Source organism: Pseudomonas sp. GW821-FHT07B01 (assembly GCF_059419065.1).
The window spans coordinates 43,732-65,325 of record NZ_JBWKRA010000010.1 but is presented as its reverse complement, the minus strand read 5'-3'; the positions used below and the strand labels follow the sequence as shown (position 1 = coordinate 65,325).

13 protein-coding genes are annotated in these 21,594 nt (G+C 58.2%); 10 read left to right on the top strand and 3 right to left on the bottom strand.

Annotation, left to right across the window (positions count from 1 at the left end; translation table 11 throughout):
- Nucleotides 1-143 precede the first annotated feature (143 nt).
- The 3 genes from AC07S6_RS13240 to AC07S6_RS13230 all read right to left on the bottom strand — a co-directional run bounded on the left by AC07S6_RS13240 (nt 144) and on the right by AC07S6_RS13230 (nt 3,783).
- Complete coding sequence (locus AC07S6_RS13240; RefSeq protein WP_495112466.1) at nt 144-1,868, bottom strand: ABC transporter ATP-binding protein/permease; 1,725 nt, start codon at nt 1,866-1,868, stop codon at nt 144-146.
- A gap of 99 nt (nt 1,869-1,967) precedes the next feature.
- Complete coding sequence (locus tag AC07S6_RS13235; RefSeq protein ID WP_134658702.1) at nt 1,968-2,528, bottom strand: response regulator transcription factor; 561 nt, start codon at nt 2,526-2,528, stop codon at nt 1,968-1,970.
- Complete coding sequence (locus AC07S6_RS13230; RefSeq protein WP_003188495.1) at nt 2,521-3,783, bottom strand: ATP-binding protein; 1,263 nt, start codon at nt 3,781-3,783, stop codon at nt 2,521-2,523. Before AC07S6_RS13230 ends, AC07S6_RS13235 begins: the two co-directional genes overlap by 8 nt.
- 214 nt (nt 3,784-3,997) lie before the next feature.
- Here AC07S6_RS13230 and AC07S6_RS13225 point away from each other — a divergent pair, with 214 nt between their 5' ends.
- The 10 genes from AC07S6_RS13225 (at nt 3,998) to AC07S6_RS13180 (ending at nt 21,588) form a co-directional block, all read left to right on the top strand.
- Complete coding sequence (locus AC07S6_RS13225) at nt 3,998-6,445, top strand: dermonecrotic toxin domain-containing protein (protein WP_495112465.1); 2,448 nt, start codon at nt 3,998-4,000, stop codon at nt 6,443-6,445.
- A 125-nt stretch (nt 6,446-6,570) separates the two neighbouring features.
- Nucleotides 6,571-7,284 carry an SIMPL domain-containing protein gene (locus AC07S6_RS13220; protein ID WP_495112464.1) on the top strand — a complete coding sequence of 238 codons (714 nt, stop codon included), beginning with the start codon at nt 6,571-6,573 and terminating at the stop codon, nt 7,282-7,284.
- Between the two features lie 185 nt (nt 7,285-7,469).
- Entirely contained in the window at nt 7,470-10,832 is a 3,363-nt protein-coding gene (locus AC07S6_RS13215; RefSeq protein WP_495112463.1) for a dermonecrotic toxin domain-containing protein, read from the top strand.
- 103 nt (nt 10,833-10,935) lie between these two features.
- The gene (locus AC07S6_RS13210; protein WP_495112462.1) at nt 10,936-12,537 is read left to right on the top strand and encodes an ABC transporter substrate-binding protein; all 1,602 of its coding nucleotides are present in this window, start codon (nt 10,936-10,938) and stop codon (nt 12,535-12,537) included.
- Between the two features lie 258 nt (nt 12,538-12,795).
- Nucleotides 12,796-14,424 (top strand): ABC transporter substrate-binding protein, encoded by a 1,629-nt coding sequence (locus tag AC07S6_RS13205; RefSeq protein WP_495112461.1) that lies wholly within the window; start codon nt 12,796-12,798, stop codon nt 14,422-14,424.
- 356 nt (nt 14,425-14,780) lie between these two features.
- Nucleotides 14,781-16,334 carry an ABC transporter substrate-binding protein gene (locus tag AC07S6_RS13200; protein ID WP_371920470.1) on the top strand — a complete coding sequence of 518 codons (1,554 nt, stop codon included), beginning with the start codon at nt 14,781-14,783 and terminating at the stop codon, nt 16,332-16,334.
- A 171-nt stretch (nt 16,335-16,505) separates the two neighbouring features.
- Complete coding sequence (locus AC07S6_RS13195) at nt 16,506-17,900, top strand: OprD family outer membrane porin (protein WP_003188488.1); 1,395 nt, start codon at nt 16,506-16,508, stop codon at nt 17,898-17,900.
- Between the two features lie 80 nt (nt 17,901-17,980).
- Nucleotides 17,981-19,579: an ABC transporter substrate-binding protein gene (locus AC07S6_RS13190; RefSeq protein ID WP_032893592.1), complete on the top strand. Its 1,599-nt coding sequence runs from the start codon at nt 17,981-17,983 to the stop codon at nt 19,577-19,579.
- Between the two features lie 76 nt (nt 19,580-19,655).
- Nucleotides 19,656-20,666, top strand: coding sequence for an ABC transporter permease subunit (locus AC07S6_RS13185; RefSeq protein WP_003171721.1), 1,011 nt, complete (start codon nt 19,656-19,658; stop codon nt 20,664-20,666).
- A 10-nt stretch (nt 20,667-20,676) separates the two neighbouring features.
- Nucleotides 20,677-21,588: an ABC transporter permease subunit gene (locus tag AC07S6_RS13180; RefSeq protein WP_003188486.1), complete on the top strand. Its 912-nt coding sequence runs from the start codon at nt 20,677-20,679 to the stop codon at nt 21,586-21,588.
- Nucleotides 21,589-21,594 lie beyond the last annotated feature (6 nt).

The following is a 21,594-nucleotide window of genomic DNA, read 5'->3' as shown; positions in this document are numbered from 1 at the left end:
TGTTGGGTGCCTGAACCATCAGACAACACCATGCCCCTGTGGGAGCTGGCTTGCCTGCGATAGCGGTGTGCCCGTTGACACACCTGCCTCAGACACTCCGCCATCGCGGGCAAGCCCGGCTCCCACATTGAGCGAGCAGGCGCTCAAGTAAGTTGTTGTTCCTGCAACCGCCCACCGTCAATGCGCACATGTCGCCCATGAAAGCGCTTGAGGCTGCTGCGGTGGCCGACGCTGACGATGCTCAACCCCGGCAACTCATCGATCAACGCCTGGTACAAGGTTGCTTCGTCTTCTTCATCCATGGCCGAGGTTGCCTCATCCATGTACAGCCATCGCGGTGCAAACAACAGCGCACGGGCAAAGGCCAGGCGCTGTTGCTCACCCGGCGAGAGCATGCGTTGCCAGTGGTTGGCTTCATCCAGGCGATTGACCAGGTGCGGCAGGCGGCAAGTCTCCAGGACCTGTGCATAACGTTCTACCGGATAGACGCTGTCGTCCTGTGGATAACTCAACACGGCCTTGAGCGTACCAATCGGCAAGTAAGGCTTCTGTGGCAGGAACAGATAGCGCGTCGCCGGTAAGCGAATGCTGCCATGACCGGCAGGCCACAGATGCCCCATCGCCCGCAGCAAAGTGCTCTTGCCGCTGCCGGAACGCCCGCTGAGCATGACGCGCTCGCCAGGCTCCACGGTCATGTCGGCATCGGTGAGCAGGTGACGGCCGTCGGCCAGGTCCATGCCCAAGTCCTTGATCACCAGGCGCTCGCCTTCAGGGCGCACGTCGATCGCCGGCGTACGTTGCTCGTTGTCGCTCATGGCCTGCTGGAAACTCAGCAGACGGTCGCTGGTGGCGCGCCATGTCGCCAGTTCCGAATAGGCGTTGATAAACCAACTGAAGTTCTCTTGCACGTTGCCGAACGCCGAGTTGATTTGCATCAGCTCGCCCAGCTCGATCTTGCCAGTGAAGTAGCGCGGCGCGGCGACGATAAAGGGGAAGATGATCGCGATCTGGCTGTAGCCGGCCGTGAAAAAGGTTAGGCGCTTGGATACTTTCATGATGTCCCAGAAGTTCTGCCAGACCTTGCCGAAGCGCGAACTCAGGCGCTGCCTTTCATTCGGCTCGCCGTTGTACAGGGCAATACTTTCGGCATTCTCGCGCACCCGAACCATGGAAAAACGCAGGTCCGCTTCGAAGCGTTGCTGTTGATTGCTGAGGCTGATCAAGCGCCGGCCGATCAAGTGCGTCAGCCAACTGCCCACCGCGGCGTACAGCAGTGCACACCAGAACATGTAACCGGGGATGGTGACGCCGAACACTTCGATGCTACCCGAGACGCCCCACAGGATGATCGAGAATGACACCAGGCTGACCACGTTACGCAGCAACCCAAGGCCCAGGCTCAAGGTACCGGACGTGAAGTTGTTGAGGTCTTCGGAAATCCGCTGGTCCGGGTTATCGGTGTAGCCGCCCTGCTCCAGCTGGTAATAATTCTTGTGGGCCAGCCAACGGCTGAAGTGTTTTTCGGTGAGCCAGGCGCGCCAGCGGATCGTCAGCATCTGGGTCAGGTAAAGGCGGTACACCGCGCCGAGTATCGCCACCGCCGCGATCCCGCCGAAATAGCCAATCAGTTGCCAGAAGGCCGCGGTGTCTTTCTTCTCCAGGGCGTTGTAGAAGTCTTTGTACCAGTGGTTGATCCACACGGAGATCGCCACGCTGAACAGCGACAGGCCAATCACTGCGGCCAGCAGCAGCCAGGCCCTGCCCTTCTCTTCACTGCGCCAATAGGGTGTGATCATCGCCCAGGTTCGGCGGAAGAATTGCCCACGCACCGCATCGTTGACCGCGCGGTATTCAGCGTTCTGATTCATCGTTCAGGCTCGGTAGGAAAAAGTGACAGGCGTTTGAACCGATCATAGGTGATCGGTTCGTGCGTCCGTGCAGCCTGAAGCGGGTTGTTCAGTCGCCGTTCAGCGTCGTACCGGGCGCTTTTGCAGCTTGCGCTGCAAGGTGCGGCGGTGCATGCCCAAAGCGCGGGCGGTGGCGGAGATGTTGCCTTCGTGTTCGGTCAGCACGCGCTGGATGTGTTCCCACTGCAGGCGGTCCACCGACATCGGGTTTTCCGGCACCAGGGTGTCGAGGTCGGCATGCTCGGACAGCAAGGCGGCCAGCACGTCGTCGGCATCCGCGGGTTTGCACAGGTAATTGCAGGCGCCGCGCTTGATCGCCTCGACGGCGGTGGCGATGCTGGAGTAACCGGTGAGGATCACCACGCGCATTTCCGGGTCGAGTTCCAGCAGCTTGGGCAGCAGTACCAGGCCCGAGTCGCCGTCCATTTTCAGGTCTAGGGCGGCGTAGTCCGGCAGGTCGGACTGGGCGATGGTCAGACCTTCTTCGGCAGAACCTGCGGTGCTGACGCGAAAACCGCGCCGGCTCATGGCGCGCGCCATCACGCGGGTAAAGGTCGCGTCGTCATCTACCAGCAACAGGTGCGGCAGTTCTTCGCCTTCGACTTGGATCTCGTCACTCATCGATATCTCCTCGTGCGACACGGGGCAGGCGCAGCTCGGTGAGCGTGCCGCCTTCCTCATGACTATAGAGCTTCACTGAGCCGCCCGCGCGGGTCACGCTGGCCTTGCTCAAAAACAGGCCCAGGCCGAAGCCTTTGCCCTTGGTGGTAAAGAAGGGTTTGCCGATCTGCTCGGCAATGGCCAACGGCACGCCCGCGCCGTGGTCACGAATGCTGATGGTGACGTTTTCCGCGTCCCAGTCCAACTGCACGCCGAGGCCTTCAGGGCAAGCGTCGGCTGCATTGTTCAGCAAGTTGAGCAGCGCCTGGGTCAGGTCCGGCGGTGGCGCCATGCGCGGCACGCTTCCTTGGCCCAGCAGGTTGAAACGGTAACTGGCTTCGGGACGCATCAGGTGCCAGCGGTTGAGCGCCTCATCGAGCCACTGGGTGACGTCCTGCATTTCGACCGCCAGACGGCGATTGGCTTCGGCGGCGCGCACCAGTTGCTGCAACGTCAGCTTGCACTGCTTGACCTGTTCCTGCAGCACGCTCAAATCGTCCTGCAGGGCCGGGTCGTGATGGTCTTGGGTCATTTCCTTGAGCAGCACGCTCATGGTCGCCAGCGGCGTGCCCAACTCATGGGCAGCGCCTGCGGCCTGGGTGGCGACAGCCAGCAACTGCTGGTCACGCAGGCCTTCTTCACGGCGAATAGCGCGCAGTTCTTCCTGGCGGCGCAGTTCTTCGGCCATGCGCGCGGCAAAGAAGGTGATGACTGCCGCAGACAGGGCGAAGCTCAACCACATCCCGTAGATCTGCAGGTTTTCCCGGGCGATGGGGAACGTCTGCAAGGGGTAGAACTGCGCCAACAGCAGGGTGTACAGCGTCAGTGCAATGCCCGACAGCACCACCGAATAGCGCCACGGCAGGGTGACGGCGGCGATGGTCAGGGGCACCAGGTAATACGAGACGAAGGGGTTGGTGGAGCCGCCGGAGAAGTACAGCAACACGCTGTGGATAAACAGGTCACAGGCCAGTTGCAGGGCGTATTCCAACTCGGTCACCGGCCAAGTGGTACGCAATCGAATGGCGGTGAACACACACAATACGGTGGAAAAACCCAGGGTCACGGCCAGTTGCAGCCAGGGCAGCGGCAGCAGGTCGAACCAATAGGCAAGCCCGACGGAACCGGCCTGTGCGGCCAGTACCAGGGTGCGAATGAACGTCAGGCGCCAAAGGTTCTGGCGAGTGGCGGAAGTCAGTTTTACGGCGGCGAGCATGAGCTCTCCTGATGAGCGCTGCGGGTATATCGCACCGAGTATAACCAAGACACGAGGATGACAGGGCTTATGCGGCAAACCGCCACAGCGCTGCCTTCTCCTGCCTAAATAATTTGGCGCATTACTTACAGGAACCAAGGTGAGCATCGGACCACCCAGAGGCCTACCTCCCACCGATGGGCATTATCATGCCTCGCCACTCAGGAACGCTTTCATGCAGATGAATAACGCACTCCCCACTCAAAGGCCCTACACCGCTGAACCGCCATCAGGTGCCACTCTTAGCCGCCAGCGACGTGCGATAGACCAGAGCCCGAACAACGAGCAATACCTCGTGGAAAGCGTGCGCAGGGATTTATCCAATAACGGTGGTGACGGTTACGAACTCGTCAGCGTGAACCACGATCCCGGCAAGACGGTGGGAGCCCATGACAAAACAATTGTACCCGTGGATGTGGGGATCAATATCGACAGCGCCAGCAATGCCGAGAACCTGGCCTTGGCCTTCAAGTCGGTAACGCAAGATGCCGCGCAGACGGTCAAGCAACTGTTCAAAGACAAGTGGAACCTGGACATCGACCCGGACAGAACGTATCTGACGACGTTCAATTACAACACTACCGGCAAGCCGCCCTACCCAGCCAAGCTGGTCGAACAGATTACGCTGACGGACGCCCTGGTAAAAAACAGCCAGACCACGCCCGAAGGAAGAGGGGCGCTGGTTCCTCATTATGTCGGCGGCCCAGCAGTGAGGCTGGTCGATGACCTGCCCCATATTGCACCAGGCGTATTCGACGTCGCCGACCGATTCAACCCCAATCGCGAGTCGGCCCACATTACCCACACCTACCAAGGCATTTATACCGCCTCCACGCCCGGCACCCCGCAGGTCTATGCGCCTTCAACCCAGCTGTCAGTATCGCCAAAGGACTTCAAGGAGCAAGTCTGGGCCACTGACTTCCAGCGCCCCTACATCGAGTTCCTTAACGACTTCTGGGACAAGCACGACCGTCAATACCCTATCGTGGTCAAGGCAGCACTCGTCAAAGCTGCACACTCGCAACATCAGGAGGGCAGCCTGACGCAGGAAGACAAACAACTGGTCCTGCGCGCAGCGGGGCTGCCTGGCAACACCCTGGCCTGGGCCGATACGCAGTTCAACGACCTCACACGCCCGACGCTGCCTGATCCTGGACTAGACGTAGGCCTGTTGAGCGTAGGGCAATACAAATCCACTGACCTGATGGTGATCACCGACAAAAACACCCGCCAGGGTGCCGATGGCAAACCGATCAACCGCACACTGCTGGTCATCCCGGGCAACTCTTCGCCAATCCACGCTTTTGACAGCGTAGAGCAAATGAAGCAGTGGTTGGCGAGCCAAGCCGCAGACCCGGAAAAACTCAAGGCACTGGAAGGACACTTCACCTTCAAGGACTTGAGCAGCGGCCCGTTCAAAAGCGGCGTGCGTGAAATGCTCAAAGGGATGGCCGTGTGGCCCAAATATGCGCACCACCGTACCTGGCCTCCTGCAACGACCTTGAGCCTCCAGCGCTTCAACGCCACCGGGCGTTCAAATACCGGCCCTGATATCGACGCCACCGCCGATGTCTTTCAACAGATCAGCCAACGCCAATATGATCGGTCGTTCAACGACGCCAAGTCGCAGATCACCACTGATGCCGACGTCACCAAAGCCAATATCCTGTCGGGCCTCAGCAAGGCAGCCATGATCGCGATGCTCTTTGCTCCGGTGGCCATCGCCGTGCCCGAAGTGGCGTTGGCGCTGGATGGGCTTTACATCGCCTCGGGTATCACCGAAGCAGGCATTGGCGCCGACGATTTGGCCAAAGACAAACCCGGCGGCGCCGGTCATTTGATTTTTGGCGTGCTCAATGCCGCGCTGCCTGTAGCCACACGCGTGCTGTCCCAGGCCGGTACAGTGGTGGAAGAAGGGGCCTCGGCCAGTTCGCAACGCCCCGTTGGGCAGCCAGTGACTGATGCCCATCTGGGCAAGCCCTCGGTCGACCTTAACGTCGACAATGACTTTGCCTCCTTACTCCCCGAATCGAAACCTGTGGCGCCGGTCACCGAAACACTGTCGACGGACGGTGAGTTGGTCACCCTCACGGGCACCAAGGAAAACCTGGTCAAAGTCGAAGACAACCTGCACGTTTTTACCGACATGAATAAAAAAGGCCTGGAGCATCGCCTCAACATCATAGGCCACGGCGATGGCACCTATATTTATTACAAAGGCGGCAAACACACCCCGCAGGGGTTGTACAACACGCTCAAGCGCAATGGCATCTTCCCGGAGAGCTATGACAATATTCGCATTCTGAGCTGTTACTCCGGGGCGCAGGGCGAGAATTCCTTCGCCGCTCAATTTCAGCGGCTCACCGGACGCCCAGTGAAAGGCTATATAGGTGAACTGACTGCCCGATACTCCCCCGAAGAGATCCTGGGAGATAACCAGACAATCTACGAAAGCGGCAAACCCCCTGTAACCTTCGATCATCCCAGTCCCGACGATGGCGTTTCGGGTAAAGAATTCAAGCCGGTGAAGACCAACCCGTATTCTATTTTCGATCATCCGTTCAAATGGTGGAATTTCAGCTACAAGCCTGTGACGTTTACTCCAAAAGGGGCCGCCCTGTAACAGGGTCCTCGCGTGGCGTGAGGGTAGCGCACGCCACGCTGAAATTTATTTGTATTGTGTAAACCCGACGAACCCCAAGGCTACGTCTACAGTCTTACCGAACACGAATATCCTGAGGAGCTTCCATGTCTCGTTTCACTCGCAGTGCAGTTGTTCTCACCCTCAGCGCCAGCGCCCTGGCCAGCCTGCCGGCCATGGCCGCCGATGCACTGAATTACAACCAGATCTCCCTGCGCGCCGAAGTCAGCCAGGAAGTGGCCCGCGACAAGATGATCGTCACCCTTTACACCGAATCGCAAAACGCCGACCCGGCCAAGCTCGCGGCCGAAATCACCACCACCCTGAACCAGGCCCTGGGCCAGGCTCGCGAAGTCAAAGGCGTGACCTTGCGCCAGGGCAGTCGCAACAGCTACCCGATCTACGACAACAAGAACCAGAAGATCACCGGCTGGCGTGAACGTGCAGAACTGCGTATGGAAAGCGCGGACTTCCCGGCCCTGTCCAAACTCACCGGCGAGCTGTTGAACACCCTGAAAATGGACAGCATGGACTTCGCCATCGCCGATGCCACGCGCAAGGCCAGCGAAGATGCGCTGCTCAAAGATGCCGTGGCTGCATTCAAGGCGCGTGCGCAACTGGCTACCGATGCACTCGGTGGCAAGGGCTACAAGATCGTCAACCTGAACTTCAACACCAATGGCTACCCGATGCCCTACGCCCGCAATGGCGGCATGATGATGAAAGCCGCCATGGCCGATTCAGCACCGACGCCTGAAGTGGAAGCCGGCACCAGCCAGGTCAACATGAGCGCCGACGGCGTGATCGAAGTTTTACAGTAACTTTTTTAGACAGGACAACGGCGCAACCCCATGGGGCTTGCGCCTTTTTTTTTGCGCGTTAGCGCCATGTCATATCCAGCAGTACATCTCGTAGGAATCAAGTGCCCGGCTTCTACGACTTATTACTGCCATAGCTACCAGGGAGGGATGTGCTGGCATTTATTCATACAACGAGAGCCGAATTTATGTCCCTGTCACTCAATCCAACCCACAGGTTATCGCTGCCACCCGTAGTGGCCAATTCGACGTCGACCATTCAAGCGCAGGCGACACCGCCCACTGCAAAAACCGCCCAACCCGACGAAACAGCACTGCTCAAGGCCTATCTCGAGGCCGCACAACGTAAGGTGTTACACGGCAATGCCGGGCTTATAACCGTGCCGCCCCAAAGCACTCTGGGCCAGTGGCTTGGGCTGTATCGCATGCATTTGGAAAACGCCGTAGTACAAGGCTGGCTGCACGAACAACACTTCGCCCCGGACACCTTGCTTTCAATCAACCCGTCTACAGGTACCTTGTCCGCCGAGGTCGAAGGCAAAACGAAAACCTTCCATCTCTCGGATACATCAGGCTGGGGACAAATTTCAGGACCCTTGCTGGACGCCGCAAAAGTTATCGCCCCTGGCAATAACGGTGATTTGCGTGTGAGGCTGGGTAAAGACGCCATACAGGTCAGCGCAAAGGTGGTGGCCAACTTTGAAGGTGTTTCCCTGCCGAAAACACTGTCCCAGGCCCGCGCACAAATAAGGCACCTGGAACACAAGGACACCTTCGACTCTATCCCCGCCGATGACCGCCTACGCCCTGCCAGCAGCCGCTCGGCACACGCCCTGCAAGTGCAAAGACACAACGCCGCCAACTACTACAGCACCGCACCACAAGCCTTGGCTTACAAGCGCCTGGCAGTTGACGTTGCCGACAACCTGCCCAATACGCGGGCAGAGGCCAAAAAGTGGGCGGATGACCTGCTGCTCAAACTCACGGGCAAACCTATCGACTCCGACACCGTGTACTTGAACCGTTTCAAAGGTGGCGAAAGCGCAGACACGGCGACTGGCTGGGAACACACCTTTCAAGAACCCTGGTCTTCGCTGCGATTGCCCGACGCCCTGCTGAAAAACTTCTCCGAGCACGATCGGGTGCCTGGCAACCTGGACCTCGAAGCGGGTTTGTATACCCAGCCTGCTGGCCAAAGCGAAAAAGGCGGCTACGGCAAGCATAATCAAATCGACCTCAAGCCCTCCCAAGTGATGCATGAAAGCTGGAAAACCGACTTTCAGACCCAAATGACCCAGAAGATCGACCATTTCTGGAGCACGCATAATGAGGAGTATGAGACGACGATCAAAGGTGAATTCATCTTCCAGGCCCGCAAGCAATTGAAAAGCGCCGAGGGCCGCCCCCCCCTTGAACGTTCCTTGCAAGCGCCCGAGCACCAGTTCACCCGTGACGACTACCGCTTGGTGATGGGTGCTGTGTCCAACCTTACGCTCGATGAAAACGCCCCGATTACCGTCAAACAACTCCAGGCCAAGGTGCCGGTAAACGGCAGCGTTCAAGCGCATGCCCTGAGCCTCCACGGGGTTACGTCCAGCGATATCGTGCGATTCAGCGCTGGGGACGGTGGCCGGCAAGTGCTCTATATACCGGGCGCCGAACCAGCATTCTTGCGCTTTGATTCTATGGAGAAGCTGGATCAGTGGCTGGTCGAGCAAGCCAAGGACCCTGCGAAACGCGAAGCACTGGCGGCTCACTTCCCGATGATCTATCGCCAGGACCAGACCAAGAGCTTTGTTGAACGCGCGGCAAAAGTACTGATGCCCATTCTGTGGTTCACCCATGTGGGCGAAAAGAAGGATGGCCTGGACACCCTCTTGGCGAAAATGGCCAGTGGTGAGTTGAAGGGGTCAGCGATTGACCGCAGCCACGCTGCCATAAAAGACGACGTTTTTTCCACATTGGCGACGGCCGCCAAAGAGCGGATGAACAGTGACGCCGATGTGGTCATCAAGTCCAACAGCGAGGTGATTCGCGATACTTGGCTGAACGACATCACCGTAGCCGCCGGCCTGCTGGCCAAACTCGCCCCCATCGCCGCGCCCGTAGCCGCCGCAGCGGTGGCGGCCGGGTTGACCGAGGTGGCGCTAGGGGCAGAAAAAGCCTCGTCTGGCGACACCGTGACAGAGCGGGATGAGGGCGCCTCCAAAGCGTTCGATGGCTTACTCAATACAGTGTTTTCCTACGGTGCCAGTGCTGTGCCGGAAGACCCTTTTGCACTGCCCCCAGAAAAAGAACTGCCGCGCCTTAAGCCCCAGCCTCTCCCCAGGGCAAACGCTCGCGAACCACAACCTGGGCCGTCCACAGGCACCCCTGTGGTTAGCGACTCCGTTAACGCCCCACTCCCCAGATCCCGTTCACTCATTCCAATGGCGCAATATGCCGTCCCGGAGGGTGAACAGCTGATAAAGAACGCGCCTCGCGACGCGTTGGGCGTTTATCGAATAACTGACGGCCAGGGAGCGTTGCGCCAGTTCGTGCGCCTTACCGATGAGACGGAGACGAGCAAGGTATTTGAGATATCGGGGCGTTACCGGACCGGCGATGCATTTGCCAAAGTCATCAACCCCGATAACGGCGCGGGGCTGATGGTCATCACACCCGGGCGTGATGGAGAGTGGGCCCGTGCACCGGGCGATGGCGGGATAAAATGGCCGTGGCCGCGCTCCGTATCACCGACGCAAAGCCCAGAACCCACCCCCTCGCCTACCTTCTCGAAGGATTTCGAAAACCTGGATGGGTCCAAGATGAAGGGGACGGAAAAGCTGGACAAGTACCTCAACGCTGAGGGGCATCAGTACACCTACGGTTTTGAACTGAACGAGGAAGGTGAAAGCCTGCCTCAATTATCCTGGACAACTGAGGAAAACCCAAAAAACGCCACGCTACCGCCAAACCTACCTACTGATAAATTCGGGACAAGCAATTATGAAAGTCAATTTATCGATGACTTATCCCGTAGTAAGTTCACATTTACAAAGCCAGACGGTAGCAAACTTGAGTTCGACATCGGCGCGGAACTGGACTCTTTCAAACGTTCAAACGGCAGGATCGCGTCAGAAGAAGAGGAGTTTTCAATCAAACAGGAAAACATCAATAAACTTGAAAGTTTCATTCCTGACCCGACACTAAGATTACGAATCTCTCAACTAGCCAATCAGTGGTTAGCAGCGCCAGTTGTAGAAGAGTTTCGAACATCTCGTTTCAAAAACGAAGTATTCGGCAGCGGAACCGACCCACACTATTACATCAACTACGACCCGGCTACTGCTGTCACAACCGTCGCATCAAAAGATAGCTACAACCTCACTCAATTGATCAAGGATCCTAATGACATCAACGCAATTCCCGATATCGAAGCTATTAAAGATCTAAATATAAAAGGATCGAAGACTATGACTATCCGCGCCAGCAATGAAATTGACGCTGACGGTTACATCATAGAAAAATACTCGCCTATACGTATAGAAATTACTCCTAAGCCAAGTTAAATAAGCACGCCTCCCCTATCAGCGGCCCCAGAACGGCGGTAACCTCGGTGACCGCCGTTTTCGTTTAGACAGCTTCGGTCTGCCTGCCATTTCAGGGGTCTCCATGGAAAGAATCGCCGTCAAGCCACTGCTCCTCGCCGCAAGCCTTCTGGCCTTTATGCCAATGACCCAAGCCGCCACCACCCTGGTCTACTGCTCCGAAGCCAGCCCCGCCGGCTTCGACCCCAGCCAGTACACCAGCGGCACCGATTTCGATGCGTCCGCCGAAACCGTGTTCAACCGCCTGACCCAGTTCAAGCGCGGCGGTACCGAAATCGAACCTGGCCTGGCCACCAGCTGGGATGTTTCCAAGGATGGCCTGACCTACACCTTTCACCTGCGTGAAGGCGTCAAGTTCCATACCACCGACTTCTTCACCCCGACTCGCGACTTCAACGCCGATGATGTGCTGTTCACTTTTAATCGCCTGCTCGATGCCGACAGCCCGTTTCGCAAGGCCTACCCCTCAGAGTCGCCCTACTTCACCGACATGGGCTTGAACACCACGATCAAGAACGTCGAAAAACTCGACGAGCACAGCGTGCGGTTCAACCTGAACAAGGTCGATGCTTCGTTCGTGCAAAACCTGGCCATGAGCTTCGCCTCTGTGCAATCGGCCGAATACGCCACCCAGTTGTTGAAAGAAGGCAAGGCGGAGCAGATCAACCAGCAACCGGTCGGCACCGGGCCGTTTGTGTTCAGGCGCTACCAGAAAGACTCGCAGATCCGTTATGTGGCCAATAAACAGTATTGGAAACCCGAGGATGTGAAGCTCGATAACCTGGTGTTCGCCATCACCCCGGACGCCGCCGCGCGCCTGCAGAAACTCAAGGCGGGCGAATGCCAGGTCAGCGGTTACCCGCGCCCCGCCGATATCGAGGTGATGAAGCAAGACCCCAACCTGCGCGTACTGCAACAAGCGGGCTTCAACCTGGGCTTCCTGGCCTATAACGTGACTCACCCGCCGCTGGATCAACTCAAGGTTCGCCAGGCACTGGACATGGCCATCGACAAGCCCGCAATCATCAAGGCCGTGTACCAGGGCGCCGGGCAATTGGCGCAGAACGCACTGCCTCCCGCGCAGTGGTCTTATGACCCGAAAATCCAGGACGCCCCCTACGACCCGACCAAGGCAAGGTTGCTACTAAAAGAAGCAGGGGTTGCACCAGGTACCACCATCAACCTGTGGGCAATGACCGTACAACGCGCCTCTAACCCGAATGCGCGGATGTCTGCACAAATGATTCAACAGGATTGGGCCAAGGTCGGCATAAAGGCCAACATCGTCAGCTATGAGTGGGGCGAATACATCAAGCGCGCCAAAAATGGCGAACACGATGCAATGATTTATGGCTGGACCGGCGACAACGGCGACCCCGATAACTGGCTGGGCGTGCTCTACAGTTGTGCTGCGGTCAAGGGCAGTAACTACGCCAAATGGTGTAACCCGGCCTATGACAAGCTGGTGCAGCAAGCCAAGGTCAGCAGCGACCGCGAGCAGCGCATCAAGTGGTATCAGCAGGCACAGAAAATCCTTAAGGAACAAGTACCTATAACGCCTATTGCGAATTCGACGGTTTTCCAGCCTATGCGCAAGCAAGTGCGTGACTTCAAGATCAGCCCGTTTGGGCTAACGCCGTTCTATGGTGTGGGTCTAGATAAGTAACAGCCGCGCCCCAACCGAGTGCGCTAGACGCCTCGGCTGGGCTTTTTTGGTGCGCCATTTGCACCGAAAAAACCCTCCAAACAGGCACTTTTGTGTCGAAACTTTCATAATTGCGACATTCCTGTACGTTCGTACCACAGTTTTCCCTTTGCAACCGCTCTGCATCTTGCATTGGGTATGGCGCCTGCATAAGTATCCGCAGGCCGACTCACGAGGTCGCCCTCACCACCAAAAATGACAACAAATCATGAGGCCAACATGCTTAAACACGCAGTCCTTCCGTTATTAGTGAGCGCTGGCCTTATGGCCGCAGCCCCCGTAGCCCTTGCGGCAACTAACCTGGTGTTCTGCTCCGAAGGGAGCCCGGCCGGTTTTGATCCAGGCCAGTACACCACCGGAACAGACTTCGATGCCTCGGCCGAAACCATGTTCAACCGTCTGAGCCAGTTCGAACGTGGCGGCACCGCCGTCGTTCCTGGCCTGGCCACTAGCTGGGACGTGTCCCCGGATGGCCTGACGTACACCTTCCACCTTCGCGAAGGCGTCAAGTTCCATACCACCCCGTACTTCAAGCCAACTCGTGAATTTTCGGCTGACGACGTACTGTTTACCTTCAACCGGATGATCAATAAAGACGATCCATTCCGTAAGGCCTACCCCACCGAGTTCCCGTACTTCACGGACATGGGGATGGACACCAACATCAAGAACATCGAAAAAATCGATGACCACACCGTCAAGTTCACCCTTGGCACCGTGGACGCCGCGTTCATCCAGAACCTGGCCATGAGCTTCGCCTCGATCCAGTCCGCCGAATACGCTGCGCAGTTGTTGAAGGAAGGCAAGCCTGCCGACATCAACCAGAAGCCGGTCGGCACTGGCCCGTTCGTGTTCAAGAGCTACCAGAAAGACTCGAACATTCGCTACACCGGCAACAAGGACTACTGGAAACCTGAAGACGTGAAGATCGATAACCTGATCTTCGCTATCACCACCGACCCGTCGGTGCGTATCCAGAAACTCAAGAAAAACGAATGCCAGATCACCCTGTTCCCACGTCCGGCCGACCTCAAGGCGCTGGGTGAGGACAAGGACCTGAAACTGCCGCACCAGGCCGGTTTCAACTTGGGCTACATCGCCTATAACGTCATGCCTGTACTCAAGGGCCAGACCGCCGCGAACCCGCTGGCTGACCTGCGCGTCCGTGAAGCCCTGGACATGTCGGTGAACAAGCAGCAGATCATCGACTCCGTGTACCAGGGTGCTGGCCAACTGGCGGTCAACGCCATGCCGCCGACCCAGTGGTCCTATGACACCACCATCGAGGATGCCAAGTACGATCCTGCCAAGGCCAAGGAATTGCTCAAGGCCGCTGGCGTCAAGGAAGGCACCGAGATCACCCTGTGGGCCATGCCGGTCCAGCGCCCCTACAACCCCAACGCCAAATTGATGGCCGAGATGCTGCAGAACGACTGGAAACAGATCGGCCTGAAGGTCAACATCGTCAGCTACGAGTGGGGCGAGTACATCAAGCGCTCCAAAGGCGGCGAGAACCAGGCCATGATCATTGGCTGGAGCGGCGACAATGGTGACCCGGACAACTGGCTGAACGTGCTGTTCGGCTGCGACTCGCTGTCGGGCAACAACTTCTCCAAATGGTGCGACAAGAAATTCGACGGCATCGTTAAAGAAGCCAAGGCCACATCGGATGTCGCCAAACGCACCGAGCTGTATAAGCAGGCGCAACATATCCTCAAAGATGCAGTCCCGATGACACCTATCGCGCACTCGACGGTGTATCAACCCATGCGTAATACCGTGCAGGATTTCAAGATCAGCCCGTTTGGCTTGAACTCCTTCTACGGCGTTAGCGTCAGCGGCAAGTAAGGATCAATAACGGCGACGTTTCATAACGTCGCCGTTATTCCATCCGCCTGGACCTTCGGAAACAGACTACGTTTGCAAGCGTTGCCGTCTTACAGCAATGAACTGCGACCCGTGCCTCCGTTGCCTACAAGGTCAGTCAGAATTGACGCATTTACTGCAAGGTCAGCGCCCCATAAGGTCGTAGGACAGCAGAGGCATCACTCTGGGAAGGGCACTTGCTGTGTGTGGGATCAGTGAGGTCTGCCTGGCTGCACGCCAGCAGGTAGGCTCGCTGTTGATAACTACAAACAAGGACCGGGATCGTCATGCGCCATACCACCGTTGTATCCGCTCTGTTTGCCACCAGCCTGCTGGCCATGGCCACCATGGGCCAAGCCGCCGAGAAAAAGAGCCTGGTGTTCTGCTCCGAAGGCAGCCCGGCAGGGTTTGACACTGCGCAATACACCACCGCTACCGACAATGATGCGGCGGAGCCATTGTATAATCGTTTGGTGGAGTTCGAAAAAGGCGCGACGGACGTCGTCCCTGGGCTGGCAACCAAGTGGGATATTTCCCCGGATGGCCTGACCTACACCTTCCACCTACGTGAAGGGGTGAAGTTCCACAGCAACAAGGAATTCAAGCCGACGCGAGACTTCAACGCCGACGACGTGCTGTTCACCTTCAACCGCATGCTTGACCCCGAACACCCGTTCCGCAAGGCCTACCCCACCGAGTTTCCATACTTCAACGGGATGAGCCTGAACAAGAACATCGCCAAGGTCGAGAAAACCGACCCGTACACCGTGGTGATGACGCTGAACACGGTCGACGCCGCGTTCGTGCAGAACATCGCCATGAGCTTTGCCGCGATCCTTTCGGCGGAATACGCCGAGCAGTTGCTCAAGCAAGGCCGGCCCAGCGACATCAACCAGAAGCCGATCGGGACTGGCCCGTTCGTGTTCCAGCGCTATCAGAAAGACTCGCAGATCCGCTACGTGGGCAACAAACAGTACTGGGACCCGAGCCGCGTCAAGCTGGACCAACTGATCTTCGCCATCAACACCGACGCCTCGGTACGCGTACAGAAGCTCAAGGCCGGCGAATGCCAGGTGACCTTGCATCCACGCCCTGCCGATGTCGAGGCCCTCAAGGCCGACCCGAACCTGCAACTGCTGACCAAGCCGGGCTTTAACCTGGGCTATATCTCCTACAACGTGCGCCACAAGCCATTCGATCAGCTTGAAGTACGCCAGGCGCTGGACATGGCGGTGAACAAGCAGAGCATCCTCAATGCTGTGTACCAGGGCGCCGGGCAACTGGCGGTCAACGCCATGCCGCCGACGCAGTGGTCCTACGACGACAGCATCAAGGACGCCGCTTACGACCCGGAAAAAGCCAAGCAGTTGCTCAAGGCCGCCGGGGTCAAGGAAGGCACCGAGATCACCCTGTGGGCCATGCCAGTGCAACGCCCGTACAACCCCAACGCCAAGCTGATGGCGGAAATGCTGCAGAACGACTGGGCCAAGATCGGCCTTAAGGTCAAGATCGTCAGCTATGAATGGGGCGAGTACATCAAGCGCACCAAGAATGGTGAGCACGATGTCAGCCTGATCGGTTGGACCGGCGACAACGGTGACCCGGACAACTGGCTCGGCACCCTCTACAGCTGCGACGCCATCGGCGGGAACAACTACTCCATGTGGTGCGACCCGGCGTACGACAAGCTGATCAAGCAAGCCAAGGTCGTGACCGACCGTGAACAAAGGACTGTTCTGTACAAACAGGCGCAGCAGCTGCTCAAGCAGCAGGTGCCGATCACGCCCATCGCCCACTCGACGGTCAACCAGCCGTTAAGCGCCAAAGTCGAAGGCTTCAAGGTAAGCCCCTTCGGCCGCAACGTGTTCTCGGGCGTCAGCATCAACCCATAAGAAAATAACCGGATGGCGGGAAGCGAAATACGCTTCTCGGCAAACGTGCAGGCTTTTGTTGGGAAATTTCCTACGCCAAACGTTTGCAATAGCTTGAACGAGTTCCACACCCAATAGCCGGATCACCCAAAAAGACCGGCATTAAAAAAGAGAACCAAAGGAGCTTCACCCATGAAACTGAGCAGCAAAGCGCTTCTGGCCTTGGCCATCAGCAGCATCACGGCCACCGCCTACGCTGAAACGCAAAGCCAGGACTTCGTTCCTACCACCCTGGCCGGCACCAGCGCCCAAAGCGAGGCCAAAGGCTTTATCGAAGATTTCAGCCTGGGCGGCACCACGCGTAACTGGTACTCCCATGAAAGCAAATACCGTGGGGGCACCTTCTCGTACCAGAAGCACGGCCAGACCCTGACCGATCGCAACCGTACCAACTGGGTGCAGGGCACCATCCTCAACGCCAGCTCGGGTTTCACCCAGGGCACCGTAGGGGTCAAGACTGAAGTGGCGGTGTACAACGCCCTGGTGCTGGATCGCAGCAAGCGTGATATCAAAGGCGGCTCCAACCGTACCCTGGCCGACTCCAACGGTGACGCCGTAGACCAGTGGAGCAAACTGGGCCTGGCCAACGTGCAATTCCGCGTGTCCAACACCACACTGACCGCCGGTCGCCAGAACTTCAGCAGCGGCATCGTCGACACCATCGGCAACCGTGCTCTGCCTTCGAGCTTCCAGGGCGTGAGCTTCAACAGCGAAGAATTCAGCAACCTGTCGTTCCAGGGCGGCGTGTTCGACCGCGTTTCGCCACGTAGCGAGCAAAGCCTGTCGAAATTCCGTAGCGAATACGGCAATGGCGCAGAAACCGACAAAGTGTCGACCCTGGGTGTGAACTACCAGCCGCTGAAAAGCCTGAAAACCAGCTTCTTCGCCGCCAACGTGAAGGACTTCTGGAACCAGTACTACTTCGGCGCCACCCACGAGCTGGGCGACGCGCAGCAGTTGGGCCTGACCACCGGCTTCAACTACTACAAGACTGTCGATGAAGGCAAAAAAGAGATGGGGGAAATCGACAACGATACCTTCTCCCTCTCCCTGGGCCTGACTCACCAGGCACACAGCCTGACCTTCGGCTACCAGCAAGTGAACGGTAACGAGTACTTCGACTACCTGCACGAAACCAACGGTATCTACCTGGCCAACTCCCTGACGTCTGACTTCAACGGCCCGAACGAGAAGTCCTTCCAGATCGCCTATGCCATCAACATGGCTGAGTACGGCGTACCCGGCCTGAAGTTCAACGCCTACTCGGCACGCGGCTGGGGCATCGACGGTACCCACTACACCGGCAACAATGGCCGGGCCAAGTTTGCCTATGACGGCATCCAGTCCCAGGACGGCGAGAAGCACCAGGAATACGGTGTAGGCGCCTCTTACGCGCTGCAGAGCGGCCCGCTCAAAGCCACCACCGTGCGCGCAACCTATGTTGAGCACCGTGGCAGCGAGTTCCAGTCCGACGGCAGCATCAAAGAGTTCCGTCTGGTTACCACCATCCCGTTCAACATCCTTTAATTAGCGCCAGGCAGGCGGCGAGCTCAGGACGAGCCCGCCGCCTACGCTTTTCTGGCTCCATCGATTGCAGAGGGCTCTGAATGAAAATGCTCCCACTACAAGCCGCCATGGCCGCTGCGCTGTTGAGCGTGGCGATCGGCGTTTCGGCCAAACCGCTGGTGGTCTGCACCGAAGCCAGCCCGGAAGGTTTCGACCCGGTCCTGTACACCACTGCAGTGACTGCTGACGCCGCCGCTGAAACCATGTTCAACCGCCTGGTGGACTTCAAGCCCGGCACCACTGAAGTGGTCCCTGCCCTGGCCAAAGACCTGCCGGAAATCAGCGCCGATGGCCTGACCTACACCTTCCATCTGCGTGACGACATCAAGTTCCACACCACCGACTATTTCAAACCCACGCGCAACCTGAATGCCGATGATGTGCTTTGGAGCTTCCAGCGCCAGCTGGACCCGAATCACCCATGGCATAACAAGTCCCTCGTGGGCTACCCGTACTTCGAAAGCATGGGGTTCAAGGAACTGCTCAAGAGCGTAGAAAAGACCGACGATCACACCGTCGTCTTTACCTTGACCCGCCCGGAAGCTCCGTTTCTGGCCGACCTGGGTATGGCATTCTCTTCAATCCACTCGAAGGAATACGCCGACCAGTTGCTCAAGTCCGGTAAAACTGAAGACCTCAACGCCAAGCCTATCGGCACTGGCCCATTCGTCTTCAATCGTTATCAGAAAGATGCCCAGGCGCGCTTCAAGGCCAACCCGGACTACTTCCGCGGCAAGCCGGCGGTCGACCCGCTGATTCTGGCGATCACCACCGATAACAACGTGCGCCTGCAAAAGCTCAAGGCCAACGAATGTCAGATCGCGTTGTTCCCCAAGCCGGATGACATTCCAAGCATCAAGAAAGACCCGAACCTGAAGGTCGATGAACTGGCGGCGATGACCACCAGCTACACCGCATTGAACACCACTCGCAAATACATGAGCGATGCCCGAGTACGTCACGCGATCAACATCGCGTTCGACAAGGCCGGTTATACCGAAGCGCTGTTCGGCAAGGGCAATGCAGTCGTGGGCACCGGCCCGTATCCGCCGACCTTGCTGGGTTTCAGTGAAAAGCTGAAAAACCCACCGCGCGACCTGGATAAGGCGCGCGCCCTGCTCAAGGAAGCCGGCGTGCCGGAAGGCACCGAGTTCACGCTGTTCACCCGTAACGGCGGCGGCCCGACAAACCCTAACCCGATGCTCGGCGCCCAGCGTATGCAGGCGGATCTGGCGCAGGTTGGCCTGAAGGTCAATATCAAAGTCATGGAATGGGGCGAAATGCTCAAACGCGCTAAAAACGGCGAGCACGACATGGTGTCGGCAGGCTGGGTCGGTGATAACGGCGACCCGGATAACTTCCTCACCCCGAACCTGAGTTGCGATGCGGCGAAAAACGGCGAAAACTACGCGCGCTGGTGTAACAAAGAGTTTCAGGACTTGATCGACAAGGCTCGTGCGGAAAAGGAACCGGCCTTACGGGCTGCGCTCTATGAACAAGCACAAGATGTCTTCGAGAAGGACCAGCCATGGCTTCCAATGGCTTACCCGAAACTGTTCACCGCAATGCGCAAGAACGTAGAAGGCTTTACCCAAAGCCCTCTGGGTACAAATAACTTCGCCACCACCCAGGTGAAGTAAATAAGAAAAACGCTCGGCACCGTCGACACTGACGGTGCCGGACCTGCCTAACCGGCTGATTGAGGTACACACCAAGATGTTTAGTTTTATTGCCCGCCGACTGGGGTTATTGATCCCCACGTTCTTCGGCATCACGTTGCTGACCTTTGCGTTGATTCGCATGATTCCTGGCGACCCCGTAGAAGTCATGATGGGCGAGCGACGGGTTGACCCCGAAATGCACGCACAGGCAATGGAGCGCCTTGGCCTTAACAAGCCGCTGTATGCGCAATACCTGGACTATGTCGGCAAGCTCGCCCAGGGCGACCTTGGCGAATCGCTGCGCACACGCACCAGCGTGTGGACCGAATTCACCGCTCTCTTCCCCGCGACCCTGGAGCTGTCCATGGCCGCGCTGTTGTTCGCCGGTATCCTGGGCCTGTTGGCCGGGGTGATCGCGGCACTTAAGCGAGGATCCCTGTTCGACCATGGGGTGATGGGCATCTCCCTGGCGGGGTATTCGATGCCGATCTTCTGGTGGGGCCTGATCCTGATCATGTTCTTCTCGGTAAGCCTGGGCTGGACCCCGGTATCCGGGCGTATCGACCTGCTCTATGACATCGAACCGCGCACCGGCTTCATGCTGATCGACACCCTGCTGGCCGACGAGCCGGACGCGTTCTGGGATGCATTGCACCACCTGATCCTGCCGGCCATCGTGCTCGGCACCATCCCGCTGGCGGTGATCGCGCGCATGACCCGTTCGTCGATGCTCGAAGTGCTGCGTGAGGACTACATCCGTACCGCCAAGGCCAAGGGCCTGTCGCCGGCGCGCGTGGTATTCGTGCATGGCCTGCGTAACGCACTGATCCCGGTGCTCACCGTGGTCGGCCTACAAGTCGGCACGCTGCTGGCCGGTGCGGTACTGACCGAAACCATCTTCTCGTGGCCCGGCATCGGCAAATGGCTGATCGAAGCCATTGGCGCGCGGGACTACCCGGTGGTGCAGAACGGCATTCTGCTGATCGCCTGCCTGGTGATCCTGGTGAACTTCGTGGTGGATATCCTCTACGGCTTCGCCAACCCACGCATCCGTCACCAGCGCTGAGATCATGACCATGACCACACCTACTCAAGTGTCAGCAGTCGATCAGAGCCTGCTGTACCCGTCCCCGTACAAAGAATTCTGGCAAGCCTTCTCCAAGAACAAAGGCGCGGTCGCCGGCCTGCTGTTCATGTTGCTGATCGTGTTCTGCGCGATCTTCGCCCCGTGGGTTGCACCGCATAACCCCAGCGAGCAATACCGTGACTTCCTGCTCACACCACCGGCCTGGCTGGAAGGCGGGCAGATGCAGTTCCTGCTGGGCACCGACGAACTGGGCCGTGACTTGCTCTCGCGCCTGATCCAGGGCTCGCGCCTGTCGTTGCTGATCGGTTTGTCGTCGGTGGTGATGTCGCTGATCCCGGGTATCCTGCTGGGTCTGTTCGCGGGGTTCTTCCCGCGCTTGCTGGGCCCCACCATCATGCGCCTGATGGACATCATGCTGGCCCTGCCATCGCTGCTGCTGGCCGTGGCGATTGTCGCCATCCTCGGCCCTGGCCTGATCAACACCGTGATTGCCATCGCCATCGTGTCGTTACCATCCTATGTGCGCCTGACCCGCGCCGCCGTGATGGGCGAACTGAACCGCGACTACGTGACTGCCGCCCGCCTCGCTGGCGCCGGCCTGCCACGCCTGATGTTCATCACCGTGCTGCCTAACTGCATGGCGCCGCTGATCGTACAAGCGACCTTGAGCTTTTCCTCGGCGATTCTCGATGCCGCGGCCCTGGGCTTCCTCGGCCTTGGCGTACAACCGCCAACCCCTGAGTGGGGCACCATGCTGGCTTCGGCCCGAGACTACATCGAACGCGCCTGGTGGGTCGTGAGCCTGCCTGGCTTGACCATTTTGCTCAGCGTGCTGGCAATCAACTTGATGGGTGACGGCCTGCGCGACGCGCTGGACCCGAAACTCAAGAACGCCGCCTGAGGAGAT